Source organism: Streptomyces sp. NPDC001544, assembly GCF_042894285.1.
Taxonomy (GTDB): Bacteria; Actinomycetota; Actinomycetes; order Streptomycetales; family Streptomycetaceae; genus Streptomyces.
The window spans coordinates 446,970-465,753 of the sequence record NZ_JBIAVN010000004.1 but is presented as its reverse complement, the minus strand read 5'-3'; the positions used below and the strand labels follow the sequence as shown (position 1 = coordinate 465,753).

The following is an 18,784-nucleotide window of genomic DNA, read 5'->3' as shown; positions in this document are numbered from 1 at the left end:
CCCCGTACATGATCTTCCTCGTCGTCGGCCGCGCCGGGTCGTCGGGATCGAATCGTTCCCGCACTAACAACAGACGCGTGGCGGGCCCTTACTGTTCCAGTCTTCACATAACGGCCCGGTTTGCGTGACCGGCCGGATCGGCGTCCGCACAGGAAACACCTACCGGGCGCCCGGAAGACCGCCGGGGTCGGGCTGGTAGCTTGCTGCGGTCCCAGCGGCCAACCGGCGGCCGTTTCCGCCTACAGCTCGGGAGCTTGCAGTGACTTCGCCGACTACGAGGGTGGCCCCGGCGGCGCGCACGAGGGTGCGGGCCGCGGCCGTGACCGCGGGGCTGGCGGGCGCGCTCGCGCTCACCGCCTGCGGCGGCGGGGGCGGTTCCGACGACGCCTCGACGAGCCCGAGCCCGGCCGGGTCCTCCGCCGGGGCCTCCCCCGCGGACACCGGCAGCGGTACGGGCGGGGTCACGGGCGCGTCCGGCGGCCTGCAGGGCAGCTGGCTGGCCACGCACGACGGCAAGGCCGTGGCCCTGGTGGTCACCGGCAAGAAGGCGGCGCTCTTCGTGACCGGCGGCACCGTGTGCAGCGGGGCCGCCGGCGAGGAGGCCGGAATGCAGATGCTCCACCTGGCCTGCGCCGACGGCGGCAAAGACCGGACGACCGGAATGGTGGACTCGGCGGGCAAGAACTCCCTGACGATCACCTGGTCGGGCAAGCTCGGCAAGGAGACGTACACCAGGGCCGAGGGCGGCAAGCTCCCCTCGGGGCTCGCCACCGCGAGCATCGGCACTCCGTAGCGGTGGGGCGCGCGGAGGGTCCGCGCGCGCAGGCACCATGATGCTGGGGACCGTCAAGACCTCGACAGGGACTCCACTCATGCGCGCCATTCCGCTCACCGTCACCACCCTCGCCGCCGCACTCGTCCTGACCGCCTGCAACAGCGGCGGCGACAGCGGCGACAAGGGCAAGTCCAGCTCCGCCTGCAAGATCGGCGGTGTCTCCGTCCAGGTGGGTTCCGCGAGCCTGGCACCGGCCGCCGGGGACACGGGCGAGATCCCCGTCAGCCTCACCAACCAGAGCGCGCCCTGCACGCTGGAACACTTCCCCGGCGCCACCCTCGAAGGGGGCGGCACCACGGTGGTCCTCTCCGCACAGCAGGGCGCGAAGGCGCAGAAGCTGAAGCTCGTCAAGGGTGACTCCGCGTCCTTCACCATCAGCTATGTGCGGGGCGCGGCGGGCGGCAGGAACAGCCTCGCGGCCAAGACCCTCAAGATCACCCTGCCCGGTGGCACCGACAGCCAGAGCTTCCCCTGGAAGTACGGTCCCGTCGCCGGGAAGAACAAGCCGGGCGACCAGGCCTTCGTGAGCGCCTTCCAGCAGGTGGGCGACTGAGACCGGGCGACCGGGGCCGGGTAGGGCCTAATCGAGCCGCGGCCGGGCCCTGACCTGGGCCCGGTCCGCCGCCCGTGCGCCCTCCGTCCAGCCCGCCTCGTCGCTCACCCCACGCAGACGGGTCGTGGTGGTCCGCGGGAACAGGGCCTCCAGTCGGCCGGTCACGGCTATTTCGCGGCTGGCGAGGACCGGGAGCAGGTCCTGGGTGACCTGCGTCTCGGCGGCGGCCGCGAGACGCTCGCCGACGCGGTGGGCGTAGGAGGCGAGGAAGGACTGCCGGAACGTCTTCGTGCGCTTGCGGCCACCGGCCCGCTGGGCCGCCTCGGCCTTCGTCATCGCGTGCGAGGCCTGCACGAGCAGCGAGGTGTAGAGCAGTTCGACCGCCTCCAGGTCGGGCTCGAAGCCGACGACCGTGGAGAAGCCGAGCGGTTCGTTCCACACCGCCCGGCAGTGGTTGGCGGTGGCGACCGCGTCGAGCAGGACCGCCTTGGCCTGTTCGTACGGCGGCTCCACTCCGATCCGGCAGGCACCGGGCGCGTCCGCCGAGGGGGCCCCGGCCGCGAGCAGCGCCTCGTCGATGCTGTGCCGGGCCATCAGCTCCTGCGCCTTGGCGCTCAGCGCCTCCGCCTCCTCCGGGAACCCGGTCGCCTCCGCCTTGGCGAGCAGCGCGCGGATCCGGGTGAGCATGCGGGACGCCGGCCGCTGCGGCTCCCGCCGGGGCTCATCCAGGGGTTCCAGGGCGGGAAGGCGCAGCAGCAGGCGGTACAGCTCGAGGACGGCGGTGGCGTGCGAGAAGCGGTCGGCCCCGTGCGCCGGTCCGGCCGGGAGGGCGTCGAGCTGCGCGGTCCAGCGCCGGCCGCGCGGCCGGTCCCTCGGCGCCTGTGCGCGGATCAGCTCCGCCGCCAGGGACACGTGTACGTCGTCCAGTTCGCGCCGCACCAGCCGTACGACGTCGCCGGGCTGCCAGCCGCGTCGCCAGGCCGCCTCGACGAACTCCTCCCCGCGCCGGGCCAGCCCGGCGTCCGCCCCGGGATCGGCGGCGAGGAGGGAGGCACCCGTGTCCAGCCCTGCCTCGGAATCGTCGTACAGGGCGGCCCGGAAGGCTCGCTCGACGGTGCTGGTTTCGCTGCTCACCCGTCGATCGTGCCATGGGCCGCCGACAGCGGGCGGGGGCCGCCCACAGCCTGTGGACAAAGTCCGGTCACACCGGCGCCGGAGTCTCCGGCCGGCCGCCGTCTCGGACACCCTGGCATCTCACGTCTCGAAAACCTGTCGCCGTACTCCGGTGCCGCCACGAGCATGCTCGGCATGATGGACACGTCTCTCTACGCTGCGTTCCTCGTCGCCGCGTTCGCGCTCTGCATCACTCCCGGCCCCGACATGATGTTCATCGTCGCGATGGGCGGCCGGGGCGGGCCCTCGGCGGGGGTGACGGCCGCCGTCGGGGTGGCCTGCGCGATGTTCGTGCACACGGTCGCCGCGGCTCTCGGACTGTCGGCACTCTTCCTGACGCTGCCGACGCTCTACCACGTGCTGCGCTGGGCGGGCGCCGCCTATCTGCTGTACCTCGCGGTCAAGGCGTTCCGCGGGGGTTCCACGCCGGTCGGGGCGGACGGGTCCGAGGGCGCGGGGCGGCGGCGGGCCTTCTGGCGCGGGGCCGTCACCAATCTGCTGAACCCGAAGGTGATCCTCTTCGACGTCTCCTTCCTGCCGCAGTTCGTGAACCCCGAACTGGGTCATGTGCGCGAGCAGTTCCTCGTCCTCGGCGGCACGATCACGGTGATGGGACTGCTGGTGGACGGCACGATCGGGCTGCTCTCCGGCAGGCTCGCCACGCTGCTGCGGCGTAGCCGGCGGGTGGAGCGGGCGCTGGATCTGTTCAGCGGGACCGTGTTCGCGGGGCTGGCGGTGCGGCTGGCGGCTTCGCCGAAGTAGACGACGGGGCGAAGTGTCAACTTCGGGTTGACGACCTTAGGGTGTCAACCTATGGTTGACACATGACGACGAACTCACCGGGCACGGGCTCCGTGCGTCTCGACGACCTCATCCAGGCCATCAAGAAGGCCCACACCGAACCCCTGGAGCAGCTTCAGGACGCGGTGATCGCCGCCGATCACCTCGGCGACGTCGCCGACCACCTGATCGGTCACTTCGTGGACCAGGCACGGCGCTCCGGCGCCTCCTGGACCGACATCGGCAAGAGCATGGGCGTCACCCGGCAGGCGGCGCAGAAGCGCTTCGTGCCGAAGGAGTCGGCCGACCTCGACCCCAGCCAGGGCTTCAACCGCTACACCCCCCGCGCGCGGAACGTGGTCATGGCCGCGCACAACGAGTCGGTGGCGGCCCGCAACCCCGAGGGCCGTCCCGAGCACCTGGTCCTCGGGCTGCTGACCGAGCCGGAGGGGCTGGCCGCCAAGGCGATCACCGCGCAGGGCGTCCTGCTGGACGCCGTACGCCAGGCCGCGACCGCGGCGCTCCCGTCGGCCGCGGAGAACGCCCCCGACCTCGTCCCCTACGGTCCGGAAGCCAAGAAGGTCCTGGAACTCACCTTCCGCGAGGCCCTCCGGCTCGGCCACAACTACATCGGCACCGAGCACATCCTGCTGGCCCTGCTGGAGCACGAGAACGGGGAGGGCGTGCTCAGCGGGCTCGGCATCTCCAAGGCGGCGACCGAGACGTACCTCGCCAAGGCACTGTCACTGCTGGCGAACGGACCGGGGCAGAGCGCCCAGGAGAGCTGAGAACCGCAGGTCACGGCGATTGTCAGACCCCCCTGCCACACTCGCAGTCATGACCGACCGCTGGGCACTCGCCCCGGCCGAGGACGGTGGCGCTGACCTCGCCCCCCTCGGTCCGGACGGGCTGCCCTGCGGGCCGGTGCGGCGGGAGCCGGATCCCGCCGGGGCGGTGCGGAGCCGCCCGGAGGTGACGCGCTGGGTGTGGCGGTCGACCGCCGAGGTCTATCCGCGTCTGCTCGCCACGGGGGTGCGAGTAGAGCGCTGTTACGACATCGAGGACGCCGAGACACTTCTGCTGGGCCACGAGGGGCGGTACGGCGAGCCGCGTTCGGCCGCCGCCGCCCTGGCCCGCCTCCGGGGCGGCCCCGTACCGCCCGATCCCCCGCAACGCTCGGCCGAACCCGGCGCGCAGTCCCCTCTGTTCGAGCCGCAGGGCGCCCGCCTGCCGCTGGCGGACCTCCTCGCGGTCTACGCCGAACAGCAGCGGCGGCACGACCGGGCCGCGCACCCCGACCGGATGCGCCTGCTGACGGCGGCCGAGTCGGCGGGGATGCTGGTGGCCGCCGAGATGAACCGGGCGGGGCTGCCGTGGAGCGCCGGGGTGCACCGCGAGCTGCTGCGCGACCTGCTCGGTGAGCGGTACGCGGGCGGGGGCGAGCCGCGCCGCCTGGCGGAGCTGGCCGACGAGGTGTCCGCGGCGTTCGGCCGCCGGGTGCGGCCCGATCTGCCCGCCGACGTGGTCAAGGCCTTCGCGCAGGCCGGGATCAAGGTGAGGTCGACCCGGCGCCGGGAGATCGCCGCCCTCGACCACCCGGCCGTCGAGCCGCTGCTGGAGTACAAGAGGCTGTACCGCATCTGGGTGGCGCACGGCTGGTCCTGGCTGCAGGACTGGGTGCGCGACGGGCGGTTCCGGCCGGAGTTCCTCGCGGGCGGGACGGTCACCGGACGCTGGGTCACCAACGGCGGGGGCGCGCTGCAGATCCCCAAGGTGATCCGGCGGGCCGTGGTCGCCGACCCCGGCTGGCGGCTGGTGGTCGCCGACGCCGACCAGATGGAGCCGCGGGTGCTGGCGGCGATCTCCCGCGACCCCGGGCTGATGGAGGTGGCCGGCCGGGAGAGCGACCTCTACCAGTCCGTGTCCGACCGGGCCTTCTCCGGCGACCGCGCGCAAGCCAAGCTCGCCGTGCTCGGCGCGGTCTACGGCCAGACCTCCGGCGACGGCCTGAAGAACCTCGCCGCGCTCAGACGCCGCTTCCCCAGGGCGGTGGCGTACGTGGACGACGCGGCGCGGGCCGGCGAGGAGGGCCGGCTGGTGCGGACCTGGCTGGGGCGGACCTGCCCGCCCGTGGCAGGGGCCGCCGACAACGGTGCCGAGGAGGCGGGCATCCCCGTCACCGCGCCGGACGACGAGTCCGACGACCGCCCCTGGGCCTCCGGCCACTCCTCCACCGACGCCCGCGCGCGTGGCCGCTTCGCCCGTAACTTCGTCGTCCAGGGCAGCGCCGCCGACTGGGCCCTGCTGATGCTCGCCGCGCTGCGCCGGGCCTGCGCGCGCATGGCCGCCGAGCTGGTCTTCTTCCAGCACGACGAGGTGATCGTGCACTGTCCCGAGGAGGAGGCCGAGGCGGTGGTGGCGGCGATCCGGGAGGCGGCGGACCTGGCAGGCCGGCTGACGTTCGGGCAGACGCCGGTCAGGTTCCCGTTCACGACGGCGGTGGTGGAGTGCTATGCCGACGCGAAGTGATCAGTTGGTCCCGCCGAGCAGTTCCCGCAGCTCCGCGACCACCGCGTTCTCGTCGGTGCCGTCCAGGGCGGCGAGCGCCTCGCGCCAGGCGCGGTACGCCTCCCGCACCCGCCCCGTCTCCCGCAGCAGGAACCCGTGCTGGTGGCGGGCGAGGCCGCCCACGTAGCGGTCGGCGCGGGCGTCCGCCCGGCGCAGCAGCTCGGCGCACTCGCGTCCCGCCCGCCCGGTGCGGCCCAGCTGCCGCAGCGCCCGGACCAGACCGAGCCGGGTCTGGGACTCCCCGTGCCAGTCGCCGTGGCCGCCGAGGATGCGCAGGCTCTCCTCGAAGTGGACGGCGGCGGCGGCCGGTTCACCGAGGGCGAGGTGGGCGTAGCCGATGTTGCAGTGCGCGGAGTGCTGCACGATGACGGCGCCGATCGCGTCCCCGATCGCCAGCGAGCGCCGGTGCTGCTCTATGGCGGCGCGCGGGTCGGTGTGCTCGTACAGGTTGCCGAGGTGGCTGTAGGTGATGGCCTCGCCGTAGGGGTCGTCGAGCTGCCGCGAGTACTCCAGGCTCTGCCGCAGCGCGTCCCCGGACTCCGCGTACCGGCCGAGGCCCTCGAGCAGCAGTCCCCGGTTGTTGAGGCAGCGCCGGATCCAGGAGACCCGGCCGAGCCGGCGCCAGATCGCCAGGGCCCGGTCGGTGAGGGCGAGGGCGTCACCCTGCCTGCCGGTCAGGAAGTGCAGGCCCGCGAGGTCGCCGAGCGCGTAGGCCTCGGCCGCCTCGTCGCCGAGCCGCCGCGCGGCACCGAGGGCGGCCCGGCCGAGCACCTCCATCTCCGCGACCCGGCCACTGCGCTGGACGTACGGGAAGAACAGCCGGACCAGGGTGGACAGGTGCGCGGCCTGCCGGTCGTCGGGCGTCTCGGCGTACCGCTCGGCCAGGGCGACGACGTTCGCCAGTTCCCGGTCGCCCCAGGCGAAGGCCTCCTCGGCGGAGCCGAAGGAGGGCACGGCCTGTACGTCCGCCGTGTGGGCGGGTGGCTGGGCGGCGGTCGGGCGGCGGCGGTCGTCCTGGTCGAGGCCGGGTTCCACGATCGCGGTGAGGGTGCGCTCGGCGACGGCGGCGTACCAGCGCAGGGCGGTGCCGGCGACGGCGGTGTCCTCGCCGTCGCCGGTGAGTTCGCGGGCGAAGTCGCGGACCAGGTCGTGCGGTGCGTAACGGCCGTACGCGGTCTCCTCCAGGAGGGCGACGTCGACCAGGCGGTCCAGTGCGGCCTCGGCCCGGCGTTCGTCGGTGCCGGTGAGGCGGGCGATCAGGGCGGCGCCGTAGGTGGGCAGGTCCAGGGCGCCGATGCGGCGCAGCGCGCGGGCCGCGTCCCGGTCGGCCTCGCGCACGGAGGCGGCGAGCGCGTCGTGCGCGACGGCCAGGGAGCGGCGGACGCTCAGGTCGTCGTACTCCAGTTGGTGCAGGCGGCTTTCGGTGGCGGCCAGTTGGCCCGCCAGGACGTCCGGGGTGAGGGCGCGGCGGGCGGCCAGCCGGGCGGCGACCACGCGCAGGGCGAGCGGCAGACGGCCGGTGAGCTCGACGAGGGGGTGACCGGCGTCGAGTCCGTCGCGGCCGGAGACCGTGCGCAGCAGCTCCGCGCTGTCCTCGCCGGTCAGCGGCCCGAGCGGGAAGCGGCGGGCGCCGTCGAGCGCGGTCAGCGGGGAGCGGCTGGTGACGATCACCGCGCATCCGGGACCGGCCGGCAGCAGCGGCCGTACCTGCGCGGCGTTCGCGGCGTCGTCCAGCACCAGCAGGGTGCGGGTCGGCGCGAGCATCGAGCGCAGCAACGCCGCCGCCGTGTCGGGGTGTTCGGGGATGCTCCGGGGGTCGGCGCCGAGGTCGCGCAGCAGGGTGCCGAGGGCCTGGGCGGCGGGCAGCGGGGACATGCCGGGGGTCGCGCCGTGCAGGCTGATGTAGAGCTGCCCGTCAGGAAAACGTTTCCGCAGCTCATGTGCCACATGCAGGGCCATGGCGCTCTTGCCGACGCCTGCCATGCCGCTGATGACGGCGACGACCGGGGTCCGGGCGTCGCCCCCGTCCGCACCGGGTGCGGTGAGGGCCCGGCGCAGGTCGTGGAGGACGTCCCTGCGGCCGGTGAAGTGGGCGGGCGGCGGCGGAAGCTGGGCGGGCCTGGGCGTCCGGGCGGCCGGGACGGCGTCCTCGCGCGTAGACACGGGGTCGAGCGACGCGCCCGCGATGCCCTTCCCGGACGGCGAGCCGTCCTCCCGGCCCGTGTGCGCCGCCTTCACCTCGGGATCCGTCCGCTCGCCGCCGGGGAGCGGCCGGCGCAGGCCCCCGCCCCCGCCCTCGCGCGGCCGTGCGCCCGCGGACGGGTGACCCTCGCGTGGCCCCACGGGGGATCCCTTGCGCGAGCCTGCGTGCGGATCGTCGTACGAGGCCTCCCCGGGGCCGCTCCCGCCGGCGGCCGGATCCCCGGTCTCCCGGAGCACCTCGATATGGGCGCTGCGCACCGCCGGGCCGGGCTCGACGCCGAGTTCCTCGACCAGGCGGGTGCGCAGGTCGCGGTGGACGGCGAGGGCCTCGGCCTGGCGGCCGGTGCGGTGCAGCGCGAGCATGAGCTGACGGTGGAAGGTCTCACGCAGCGGGTGCTCGACCACGAGGGCGGCCAGCTCCGGCACCAGCGCGGCCAGCCGGGGACCGCCGAGGCCCAGCTCGGCGTCGTAACGCCACTCCAGCAGCAGCAGCCGTGCCTCCTCCAGGCGCTGGGCGAGGGCGTATCCGCCGAGTTCGGCGGGCAGTCCGCTCAGCGGCGCGCCTCGCCACAGCGCGAGCGCCGCCGTGCAGGCCCGCAGCACGCCGGCCCAGTCCCGGCGGCCGTGCGCGGCCCGCGCCTCGCCGAGGCGCGCGTCGAAGACGTGCACGTCCAACTCGCCTTCGTCGACCCGGAGCCGATACCCCGGGGGCACGGCCCGCAGCCGCTCCGGGTCGTCGAGGAGCCGGCGCAGCCGCGTGACGTGGTTGTGCAGCGAGGCCTGCGCGGAGGCGGGCGGCGCGCCGCCCCACAGGGCGTCCTTGAGCGAGTCCACCGGCACCACCCGGCCCGCCTCCAGCAGCAGCGCGGCGAGCAGGGCGCGCACCTTGGGGCTGCCGATCGGCCGGACCGAGGGGGCCGAGCCGCTGCGGTCACCGGTGTCGTGGGCGCGGGCGTCGTGGACCAGCGGGTCGTCGACGTCGTCCTGGACGTCGTCCGCGGTGCCGTAGGTGGCCGGCGGGCCGGGCGCGGCCGAGGTGACGTCGTCCGTGTCGCTGGTGTCGCTGGTGTCGCTGTACGAAATCCCGTACGGCGCACGGTCGTACAGAACGGGCGGTCCCAGCAGTCCGAACCGCAGCTCGCACCGCCGCATCACGCCGTTCACTGCCTTCCCACGCGGTCGTGGCCGACCGTGCCCCGCGGCGGGCGCCCCGCCGTCCATGGCGGAAACCCGCCCTGTCCCCGACGGTTTCCCGCCACCTCTCCTCTGCCGGTTACCGCCGGAATCCGCTACGGTTCCTGGCTACTGGCACCGCCGCCCGGCGAATTCACGCCAACCGTCCGGCAGCCTCCGGAAGAACCGCTGACCACATGTTAGCGATCCGTTGGTGCGTCCTGATGTGATCGTGTCATCGGATCCGGCCCGACGACGCGCGCGTAGGACGCGTAACTCGGGGGAGTGTCGCCGCAGGCCGGGTCCGGGGACGCAAGAGGACCTCGGTCGTCGGAGGTGAACGACCGAGGTCCTTGTCCCGCTCCCCCGCCGGTTCGCGCGGCCCTCCACGAACACACGCGCCCGGCGCGGCGTGGCGCAGCCCGTACGCGGTCCGGGCCGGCTTCAGCCGACGCGACCGGCCCGCTCGTGGACGACCGTGCCCAGCCGCACGCCCGGAGCCGCGCTCACTGCCCGGCCCCGTCGGCCTGCGCCTGCCGGTGCTTCAGTAGTTCTCGCCGAACGCGGCCCGCTGCCGCTTCTCCAGCCAGCCCCGGAACAGTGCCGCCACCGGCGGCGCGGGCACCCCGCCCCGCTCGTCGGGGCCGGCCACGGAGGACAGCCAGGCGGGCATGAACTTCAGGGTCCAGCCGGGGGCCGTTTTGCGCATGTGGGTCGCGAACCCCTTCCAGATCTGCTTGCCGAGCACCGGAGCGAGCCTTCCGGACAGCTCGCGCTCCTCGTCCCCGGCGTGCTTGGCGAGTTGGTCGCGCAGTCCCTCCGTCAGCTTCGCGAGCTCGGCCTCCACGCCGGTGGCCGTGCCCAGGCCGCGGCTGACGTCGTGCCAGCTGTCCAGCGTCTTCGACAGCTCGTCGTGCTCGGTGGTCATCAGGGTGAGCGCCTCCTCGTCGGCGCCCAACTGCCGCAGCCGCGGCCAGAGGAACTCGTCCTCACCCTCGTGGTGGTGCTGGATCACCTGGAACAGCTTGTCGACGTACTCCCTGAGCGCCACGGCCTGTTCGGGGTTCGGCGACTTCGCCAGCTGTTCGGCGGTGCGGGCGACCCGCTCCAGGTCGCGCACCATCGCGCGATGGGCGAGCAGCATCGTCTGGTGGGCGGAGTGCAGGGTGGCGAAGGACTGGGGCATCGTGCTCCTCGCAGAGTGGGCTTCGTCTTCGGTGAGCGCGGACGCTCACCAGGCGTCTTCCGGGACGGACATGAGGACGGTGTCCAGCCGGTCCGCGATGGAGCGTTGGGCAGTCACCAGCGGAAGCACCTCCTGGGCGAAGAATCTTGCAGTGGCAATCTTGCCCAGACAGAAGGCCTGTCGCGCTCGGATCACGCCACCGCCGCCGGGGGCCGGCTGGGCCAGGGCCGCCTCGGCGACCAGCGCCTGCCGCAGCAGCAGCCAGCCGATCAGCACGTCACCGGTGGCCATCAGGAGCCGGGTGGTGTTGCGGCCCACCTGGTACACGGCGGCCGGGTCCGTGAAGGACTCCAGCAGGTGCCCGCCCATCGACTCCGCCATGCCCCGCAGGTCCTCCAGGGCCCGGCCGAGCAGCGCGCGTGTCTCGGCGAGCGGGCCGTCCGAGTCGCTGTCCGAGCCGCCCCGCACGGTCTTCTCCACCTCGCCGAGCAGCGTGGAGAACGTGTTCCCCGCGTCGCGGGCGAGCTTGCGGAAGAAGAAGTCGAGGCCCTGGATCGCGGTGGTGCCCTCGTACAGGGTGTCGATCTTGGTGTCCCGGATGTACTGCTCCAGTGGGAGGTCCCGGATGTATCCGGCGCCACCGAAGACCTGCAGGGCCTGGTTGAGCTGCTCGCAGGCGCGCTCGGAGCCGTATCCCTTGACGACGGGCAGGAGCAGGTCGTTGAGGGCCCTCGCCGCGTCGTCGGCGGTACCGGCGTCCTCCGCGGCGGCGATGCGGTCCTGGACGGTGGCCGTGTAGAGCACCAGCGCGCGCAGGCCCTCCGCGTACGCCTTCTGCAGCAGGAGGGCACGGCGTACGTCGGGGTGGCGGATGATCGGCACGCGGGGGGCGTCGCGGTCCGCCGCGCGGGCCAGGTCCGCGCCCTGGACGCGCTCGCGGGCGTAACCGGCGGCGGCCAGGTACGCGGTCGACAGGGTGGCCGCGGACTTGACGCCGACGATCATCCGGGCCTGCTCGATGACCTGGAACATCTGCCGGATCCCGTCGTGGACGTCGCCCAGCAGCAGCCCGACCGCCGGCTGTTCGGCACCGAAGGTCAGCTCGCAGGTCGCGGACGCCTTCAGCCCCATCTTGTCCTCGAGGGCGGTGGCGTGGACGCCGTTGCGGGCGCCGAGCCGGCCGGTCTCGTAGTCCGCCACGTGGAACTTGGGCACCAGGAACAGGGAGAGTCCCTTCGTGCCGGGGCCGTGGCCCTCGGGGCGGGCGAGCACGAAGTGGACGATGTTCTCGGACAGGTCGTGCTCACCGGAGGTGATGAACCGTTTGACGCCCTCGATGTGCCAGGTGCCGTCGGGCTGCGGGACGGCCCGGGTGCGGCAGGATCCGACGTCGCTGCCGGCTTCCGGTTCGGTGAGGACCATCGTGCCGCCCCACTCCCGCTCCACCATCAGCCGGGCGAGCCGCCGCTGCCGGGGGGTGCCGAGCCGGTCGAGGATCTGCGCGAAGCCGGCGAGCCCCTGGTAGAGGTAGACGGCCGGGTTGGCGCCGAGCGCGAGTTCGGCGACGGCCCAGCGCAGGGACGGCGGCACCGCGGCGCCGCCCAGCGAGGCGGACAGGTCGAGCAGGTGCCAGCCGCCGTCCATCCAGGCGCGATACGCCCGCTTCAGTGCGGCGGGGAGGGTGACGGTCCTGGCCGCCGGGTCGTAGACGGGCGGATTGCGGTCCGCGTCGGTGAAGGCGTCGGCCAGTTCACCGGTGGCGAGCCGGGCCACCTCGGCCAGTACCGTCCGCGCGGTGTTCACGTCGGTGCCGGCGAAGACGCCCTGGCCGTAGGTCTCGGCGCAGCCCAGCACCTCGAAGAGGGTGAACTCCAGGTCCACCAGATTCGGCCGGTAATGACCCATGGTCGGTGATCTCGCTCTCTGTCGGTGTGGGCGGCGCCGAGGTTCAGCCGGCGGTGACCGCCGGGCCGTCGAGCATCGTCCGCAGCGCGGTGGCGAGGCGTTCCACCTCGACCTCCGTGCCCACGGTGATGCGGAGCCGGCCGGGCATGCCGAGCGCGTCCAGCGCGCGGACGAAGATGCGGTGCTCGGTGGCGAGCGTCGCGGCGAAGGCGGTGCTGTCGCCCGGCGGCGGCACGTCCACCATCACGAAGTTGGTCGCGGACGGCGCGTACGTGAGCCCCAGCGCGTCCAGCGACTTGCAGAGCAGCTCGCGCACCCTGGCGTTCTCGGCGCGTACCCGCTCGAGGTGCTCCGGCTGCTCCAGGGCCCGCAGGACGGCCCGCTGCGCCTGCCGGTTGACGTTGAAGGGCAGCGCGCCGGCCGTGGCGGACACCCGGGCGACCAGATCGGCGGGGCCGATGACGACGCCCATGCGTACGGAGGCGAGGCCCCACGCCTTGGAGAAGGTCCGCATCACCAGCGCCCGCCGGCCCTCGCGGACCGCCTGGAGGGCGAACTCGTGGGCGGGTCCGGCGAAGTCGATGTACGCCTCGTCGAAGACGACGACGCCGCCGGCGTGGTCGGCGGCGTCGACGAGCCGCAGGACGCAGGCGCGGTCGAGGAGCGCGCCGGTCGGATTGAGGGGGTTGCAGACGAAGGTGAGGTCGGCGCCCGCGCCGATCCGGTCGGCGAGTTCCCCGACGGGGAGGCCGGGGCCGTCCAGCGGGACGACGACGGGGGTGCGGCCCACGGACGCGGCGGACACCACGTATCCGGGGAAGGTGGTCGCGGTGGTCACGACGGACGTGCCGGGTTCGCGGAGGAAGGTCAGCGAGGTGACCAGCACCAGTTCGTCGGTGCCGTTGCCGACGGCGACCATGTCGGGGGTGACCCCGAAGTGAGCGGCCAGTGCCTCGCGCAGTTGTCGGCAGTCGGCGTCCGGGTAGCGGTTGAGGTGGCGTGCGGCCTCGTCGTGCACGGCGTCGACGGTGCCGGGCGGCGGGCCGTAGGGGTTCTCGTTGAGATGGAGCCGAAGGTGGTCCCCGCCGTCGACGATCTCGGTGTCGGCGAAGAAGCCGGGTGGCAGGACCTGTCCGTGGGACATGGTGAATCCTTCCTCTCGCGGGGCCGGACGGCGGGTCCTGGTGCGGCCCGGCCCGTCCGGCTCAGCCGAGCCGGATGCGGGCGATGGTCCTCAGACCGTTCTCGTCCCGGCCGAGCAGACTCCGGCAGCGGAACCGCTGGATCTTGCCGCTGGGTGTCCGGGGCAGGTGTCCGCGCTCCACGAAGACGCACTCGGAGAGCGCGATGCCGGCCTTCTCCAGGGCGACCCTGGCGGCGTGGTCGGCGATCGAGCGGAAGTCGTCGCTGCGGCGGGCCGGTTCGAGGAGCAGGACGAGCCGGGAGACGGGTGAGCCGGGCACCTCGACCAGCGCCGAGCAGCCCTTGCGGACCGGACCGGTGTCCTCGATCGCCGATTCGATGTCACTGGTGTACACGTTGCGTCCGCCGACCGAGATGAGGTCGTCGGCGCGGCCCACGAAGAACACCTCGCCGTCGTGGACGAACCCCACGTCGCCGGTGCGCAGTTCGCCGTCGCGGAAGCGTTCGGCGGTGCGCTGCGGATCCCCGTGGTAGCCGGTGGCCAGGCTGGGTGTGGCGACGAGCAGTTCGCAGACCCGGCCGGGCCGGGCGGTGCGGACCCGGACGCCGGGCAGGGGCGGTCCGTTCGACACCAGCCGGGTGGCGCCCGGAGTGCCCTCGGGGACCTCCACCACGGCGCCGTCGAGCAGGGCCGCGCCGTCGAAGCTGCGCGCCGAGGGCCGCACCCCCAGCGGTGTGCTGGCGATGGCGAGCGTGGCCTCGGCCATGCCGTAGGCGGGCATGAACGCCTCCGGGGTGAGTCCGGAGGCCCGGAACGTCTCGGCGGCGGCGTTCAGGGTGCCCCAGTCGACCCGTTCGGCGCCCACCACGAACACCTTCAGCCGCAGCGGCTTGGGCAGGACGCCGCGTCCCTGGGCCCGGGTGGCCAGGTGGAGCGCGGTGTTCGTGCCGGCCGTCATGGTCGCGCCGAACTCGGACATGTCACGGAACCAGGTGCGCGGCGCCATGCCGAACCGTTCGGGCGTCGACAGCACGAAGTCGTGGTCGAACGCCCAGGCGTGCAGCATCGTGCCGAACACGCCCATGTCGTGCGAGAGCGGCAGCCAGGAGGCGATCGTCTCCTGCCCGGGGCGGCCGTCCGACATCTCCCGCAGCATGTGCAGATGGGTGCTGACGGCGCGGACGCTGAGCTCGCAGCCCTTGGGCAGGCTGGTGCTGCCGGACGAGTACTGGATGAACGCGGTGTCCTCGGCGTCGGGCGGCTCCGGGTCGATGCGCCCGTCGCGGTACAGGGACGTCCAGGTGAGCACCGGCAGCTGTGCGGCGAGCCCGGCCGGGACCAGGGGGCGCAGCCGCTCGTCGACGAGCAGGGCGGCGGGGCCGAGCCGCTCGCTGAGCAGGCCCAGCTGACGCCCGTACTCCTCCCGGTCCTGTCCGCGGGCCGGCAGCGGGAACGAGGCGACGGCGCCGCCGGCCAGCCAGACGGCGAGCAGCCCGCGGACGGTGTGCGCGGAGTTGGTGAGCACGGTCGCGACCCGGGTGCCGGGCCGGACCCCGGCGGCGCGCAGGGTGAGCGCCATGCCGTGCGCGTCCGCGACCACCTCGCTCCACGGCAGGTGCCCGAAGCCGTCCTCCTCCCAGTGGTGGAGGACGCCGTGCGTCCCGCTCCTGAGCAGCAGGTCCCAGAGTCCGTCGTCCATGGCCGGCCCGGTCACTCCACGTCCACGAGCGAGATGTCGGAGCCGTCGCGGGAGCGCTCCGCCATCGGGGCGATCTTCTGCTGCCCGGCGAGGAGCTCCTGCTTGCTGAGCGCGCTGCCGCTCACCCGGCTGACGCCGGCCTCCCGCATGGTCATGCGCTCGGGGTCGATGCGGATGACCTTCCAGGCCAGCCGGGTCTTCTCCAGCGCCCAGATGAAGATCGCGGAGAGGTCCACCTCGTACCACTTCATGCCGTGCCGGGCGGAGCGGGGGAACGCGTGGTGGTTGTTGTGCCAGGCCTCGCCGAAGGACGGGATGGCCAGCCAGGCGACGTTGCGGGACTCGTCGGTGGTGGTGAAGCGGCGCCGGCCGAAGTAGTGGCCGATGGAGTTGACCGCGTACGTCATGTGGTTGATCAGGAAGATCCGGACCAGCCCGCCCCACAGGATGCCGGTCAGCAGGGCCCGCACGGAGCCGCCGGTCACCGCGAAGGCGATCAGGCCGGGCAGCAGGACACCGGCGGCGGCGACGAGCAGGAACTTCTCGCTCAGCCAGCGCAGGGACTTCTCCCGGACCAGGTCCGGGCAGTAGCGGATCGGGTCGGAGCTGAGCTTCACGTTGAACAGCCAGCCGAGGTGGGCGTGCCACATGCCGGCGAGGGCGCCCTTGAAGCCGGGCTCGAAGCCCAGGTGCGGGCTGTGCGGGTCGCCCTCCTTGTCGGCGACCCGGTGGTGCTTGCGGTGGTGGGCCGCCCAGATGATGGGCGGGCCCTGGCCCGCCGTCACACCGGCCGCGGCGAGCGCCACGCGGATGGGCTTGTAGGTCTCGAACGCGCGGTGCGTCAGCAGCCGGTGGTAGCCGGTCGAGATGCCGATGCCCGAGATCACGTACATGATCGCCGTGACCAGGATGTCGGTCCAGCCGAAGATGTGGTTCCACGCGAGCACCATGGCGACGCCGAGTGCGAGCAGCGGTACCACGGAGACCACGAGCATGTACCAGCGATGCTCCCTGCCGTCCATATCCCCTCTATCTCCTCATTCTCTTGGTCTTCTGTGGTGCACTCGGCGCCGTGCCGGGGCGGGTCAGGCGCCCGTGGTCGTCTCCGGGTCGAACTCCGTGCGCAGCGCGGGAAGCACCAGCGCCAGCGCGGCGGCACAGGCGCTGAGCACCGTGCCGAGGAGGAACGCCGAGTGGAAACTCGCCAGCAGGGCTTCGGGCTTCGACGTGCCCGAGGCCACCTCGTCGTCGAGCCTGCTGCTGGCGAGCGCGGCCAGCACCGCGAGGCCGATGGCGCCGCCGATCTGCTGGCCGGTGTTGAGGACGCCGGAGGCCGCTCCGGAGTCCGCCTTCGCCACTCCGCTCACCGCTGCCACCACCAGGGGCACCATCGCCAGCCCGTATCCGGCGGCGCACAGCAGCAGCGTGGGCAGGATGTCCGGCACGTACGAGGCCCTGACGGGCGTGCCCACCAGCAGGCCGAGGCCGACGGTGGCCGTGCCCAGCCCGAGCAGGCACAGGATGCGGCTGCCGAGCTTCGGCAGCAGCTGGATCGCGATACCGGAGAACACCGCCATGGTCACGCCGAACGGCGCCCAGGACAGGCCGGCGCGCAGCGGGGACCACTCCTGGAGCAGCTGCATGTACTGGGTCAGGAAGAAGAAGATCCCGTACAGGCCCGAGGCCGCCAGCAGCATCATCACGTTCGCCGTGGCGATCTGCCGGCTGGCGAAGATGCCGAGCCGGATCAGCGGCTGGGAGGCGCGCAGTTCCCTGATGACGAAGCCGGTCAGGAGCAGGCCGGCGCCGACGAGCCCGGCCACGGTGGCGGTGGATCCCCAGGGCCGGTGGCTGGTGCTGATCACGGTGTAGACGAGCAACAGCAGCGCGGAGGTGATGAGCGTGGCACCGGTGGTGTCCGTCGAGGTGCCCTTGGCCGGCGCCTCACGGTCGGCGAGAGCGGGCCGCAGGGTGAGCGCGAACAGCAGGACGCCGACCGGGATGTTGACGAGGAACACCCAGCGCCAGTCGATGAAGTCGGTGATGACACCGCCGAGGAGCACGCCGGAGACCCCGGAGATGCCGGTGAGCCCGCCCCACACGCCGAGGGCCTTGCGGCGTTCCTTCGCCTCGGTGAAGAAGGTGATCAGGATGGACAGGGCGGCCGGGCTGAGGAGTGCCGCGCCGAAGCCCTGGGCACCGCGCGACACGATCAGCATCTCGGGCTCGGTGGCCAGGCCGCAGGCGAGCGAGGCCGTGGTGAAGACACCGAGGCCGGTGAGGAACACCTTGCGCCGGCCGAAGAGGTCCGCGCAGCGGCCGCCGAGTACGAGGAAGCCGCCGAACAGCAGCATGTACGCGTCGACCACCCAGGCCAGAGAGGCCTGTTCGAAGTCGAGCGCCCTGCGGATCGTCGGCAGCGCCATCGAGACGACGGTGTCGTCGATAATGATCATGAACTGCGCGCCGCACGTGACCGCGAGGACGAGGCCTGCCGCCTTGCCCGTCGCTCCGGTCGTCGCCTGTGTGGCCGTAGCGGAGGACGGGGCCGTTCCCCTGCCCATGCCTTCTCCTTCTCGCCGATGTTCCAATGGGCGGTGGTTGTGCTCGTGGGGGGATGCCACGCGGCCCACCGAACCGCGTGAGTCAGGAGGGGGTGGTCTGTGCCACGACCCGGTTCAGCCGGTCCATGCGGGTGGCGAGGCTCATCCGGCCCTCCAGTCGGAAGGCGGGCAACCGCCGGCCGTCGACGTCGGTGAAGCCGTACTCGCCGGCGAGGTCGCCGACGGCGAGGACCTGGCCCGACCGCTCCCCCACGGCGGGGTCGGCCGCCAGGTGGGCGATGGCGCGGCCCACGTACTCCGGGGAGTGCACGACCGCGGCCGGGCCGTCGCCCAGCGCCTCCCAGGCCGCCTCCACCCGCTCGGTGCGCACGAACCCGGGGTGCAGGGAGAGCGCGGTGACGCGCTTCTTGCGCAGGTCGGCGGCGAAGGCCCGGGCGAGCCGGTCGTTGGCGGCCTTGAACACGTCGTAGGCCGCCTGCCCCAGGTAGGTGTCCCCGTCGGTGAAGCCGATGCCGACGATCAGACCGTTCGGGCGTTCGAACATCAGCGGGGTGAGCAGCCGGGTGACGTCGTACTGGGCGCGCAGGGATCCCTCGCACAGTTCGTACCGCCACATGGGCTGGTCCCAGTACGGGGCGTCGAACCGGACGTCGGCGGAGCGCTCGTAGCCCGCCCAGGCGTTGTTCACCAGCAGGTCGAGGCCGCCGTGCTCGGCCCGGACACGGTCGGCGAGGGCCTGGTTGTCGTCGGTCGAGCGGTGGTCGCAGCGCACCGCGACGCCGGTGCCGCCACGGGCGGTGATCTCCTCGGCGGTGTCGTCCACCGTGCCCGGCAGCCCCTCGGTGCGGCCCTCGCCGCGGGTGCTGCGCCCGGTGACGTACACCGTGGCTCCCGCGTCGCCGAGGGCCAGGGCGATGCCGCGCCCCACGCCGCGGCTGGCGCCCGTGACGACCGCGACGGCGCCGGTCAGCCGCGGCGGCTTCCAATCCTCGTTCACGTGTG

14 protein-coding genes are annotated in these 18,784 nt (G+C 73.3%); 5 read left to right on the top strand and 9 right to left on the bottom strand.

All coding sequences use genetic code 11. The annotated features are described in order from the left end of the window. Window positions 1-259 precede the first annotated feature (259 nt). Window positions 260-793, top strand: coding sequence for a hypothetical protein (locus ACFY0F_RS14955; protein WP_388793179.1), 534 nt, complete (start codon window positions 260-262; stop codon window positions 791-793). Between the two features lie 79 nt (window positions 794-872). Further along, window positions 873-1,388, top strand: coding sequence for a DUF4232 domain-containing protein (locus ACFY0F_RS14950; protein ID WP_388793177.1), 516 nt, complete (start codon window positions 873-875; stop codon window positions 1,386-1,388). 27 nt (window positions 1,389-1,415) lie between these two features. Here ACFY0F_RS14950 and ACFY0F_RS14945 read toward each other — a convergent pair whose 3' ends face one another. Further along, window positions 1,416-2,522 (bottom strand): DUF2786 domain-containing protein, encoded by a 1,107-nt coding sequence (locus ACFY0F_RS14945; RefSeq protein WP_388793175.1) that lies wholly within the window; start codon window positions 2,520-2,522, stop codon window positions 1,416-1,418. Between the two features lie 174 nt (window positions 2,523-2,696). Between ACFY0F_RS14945 and ACFY0F_RS14940 the strand changes: the two genes are divergently transcribed. The 3 genes from ACFY0F_RS14940 (at window position 2,697) to ACFY0F_RS14930 (ending at window position 5,870) form a co-directional block, all read left to right on the top strand. Further along, a complete protein-coding gene (locus tag ACFY0F_RS14940) occupies window positions 2,697-3,323 on the top strand; it encodes a LysE family translocator (protein ID WP_388793173.1) in 627 nt (208 codons plus the stop codon). A 62-nt stretch (window positions 3,324-3,385) separates the two neighbouring features. Further along, window positions 3,386-4,129: a Clp protease N-terminal domain-containing protein gene (locus tag ACFY0F_RS14935; protein ID WP_388793171.1), complete on the top strand. Its 744-nt coding sequence runs from the start codon at window positions 3,386-3,388 to the stop codon at window positions 4,127-4,129. A gap of 49 nt (window positions 4,130-4,178) precedes the next feature. Then, entirely contained in the window at window positions 4,179-5,870 is a 1,692-nt protein-coding gene (locus ACFY0F_RS14930) for a bifunctional 3'-5' exonuclease/DNA polymerase (RefSeq protein ID WP_388793169.1), read from the top strand. Here ACFY0F_RS14930 and ACFY0F_RS14925 read toward each other — a convergent pair whose 3' ends face one another. The 8 genes from ACFY0F_RS14925 to ACFY0F_RS14890 all read right to left on the bottom strand — a co-directional run bounded on the left by ACFY0F_RS14925 (window position 5,871) and on the right by ACFY0F_RS14890 (window position 18,779). After that, on the bottom strand, window positions 5,871-9,263 hold the full coding sequence (locus ACFY0F_RS14925; RefSeq protein ID WP_388793225.1) for a BTAD domain-containing putative transcriptional regulator: 3,393 nt from the start codon (window positions 9,261-9,263) through the stop codon (window positions 5,871-5,873). A 565-nt stretch (window positions 9,264-9,828) separates the two neighbouring features. Further along, a complete protein-coding gene (locus ACFY0F_RS14920) occupies window positions 9,829-10,470 on the bottom strand; it encodes a hemerythrin domain-containing protein (protein ID WP_388793167.1) in 642 nt (213 codons plus the stop codon). Between the two features lie 45 nt (window positions 10,471-10,515). Next, complete coding sequence (locus ACFY0F_RS14915; protein ID WP_388793165.1) at window positions 10,516-12,375, bottom strand: acyl-CoA dehydrogenase; 1,860 nt, start codon at window positions 12,373-12,375, stop codon at window positions 10,516-10,518. Window positions 12,376-12,418: 43 nt separating this feature from the next. Then, window positions 12,419-13,519: a pyridoxal phosphate-dependent aminotransferase gene (locus ACFY0F_RS14910; RefSeq protein WP_388793163.1), complete on the bottom strand. Its 1,101-nt coding sequence runs from the start codon at window positions 13,517-13,519 to the stop codon at window positions 12,419-12,421. A 61-nt stretch (window positions 13,520-13,580) separates the two neighbouring features. Beyond that, window positions 13,581-15,218 (bottom strand): AMP-binding protein, encoded by a 1,638-nt coding sequence (locus ACFY0F_RS14905; RefSeq protein WP_388793161.1) that lies wholly within the window; start codon window positions 15,216-15,218, stop codon window positions 13,581-13,583. Window positions 15,219-15,229: 11 nt separating this feature from the next. After that, the gene (locus ACFY0F_RS14900; protein ID WP_388793159.1) at window positions 15,230-16,240 is read right to left on the bottom strand and encodes an acyl-CoA desaturase; all 1,011 of its coding nucleotides are present in this window, start codon (window positions 16,238-16,240) and stop codon (window positions 15,230-15,232) included. A gap of 63 nt (window positions 16,241-16,303) precedes the next feature. Then, a complete protein-coding gene (locus ACFY0F_RS14895) occupies window positions 16,304-17,782 on the bottom strand; it encodes an MFS transporter (protein WP_388793157.1) in 1,479 nt (492 codons plus the stop codon). An 82-nt stretch (window positions 17,783-17,864) separates the two neighbouring features. Continuing rightward, window positions 17,865-18,779 (bottom strand): SDR family NAD(P)-dependent oxidoreductase, encoded by a 915-nt coding sequence (locus ACFY0F_RS14890; protein WP_388793155.1) that lies wholly within the window; start codon window positions 18,777-18,779, stop codon window positions 17,865-17,867. Window positions 18,780-18,784: the final 5 nt, after the last annotated feature.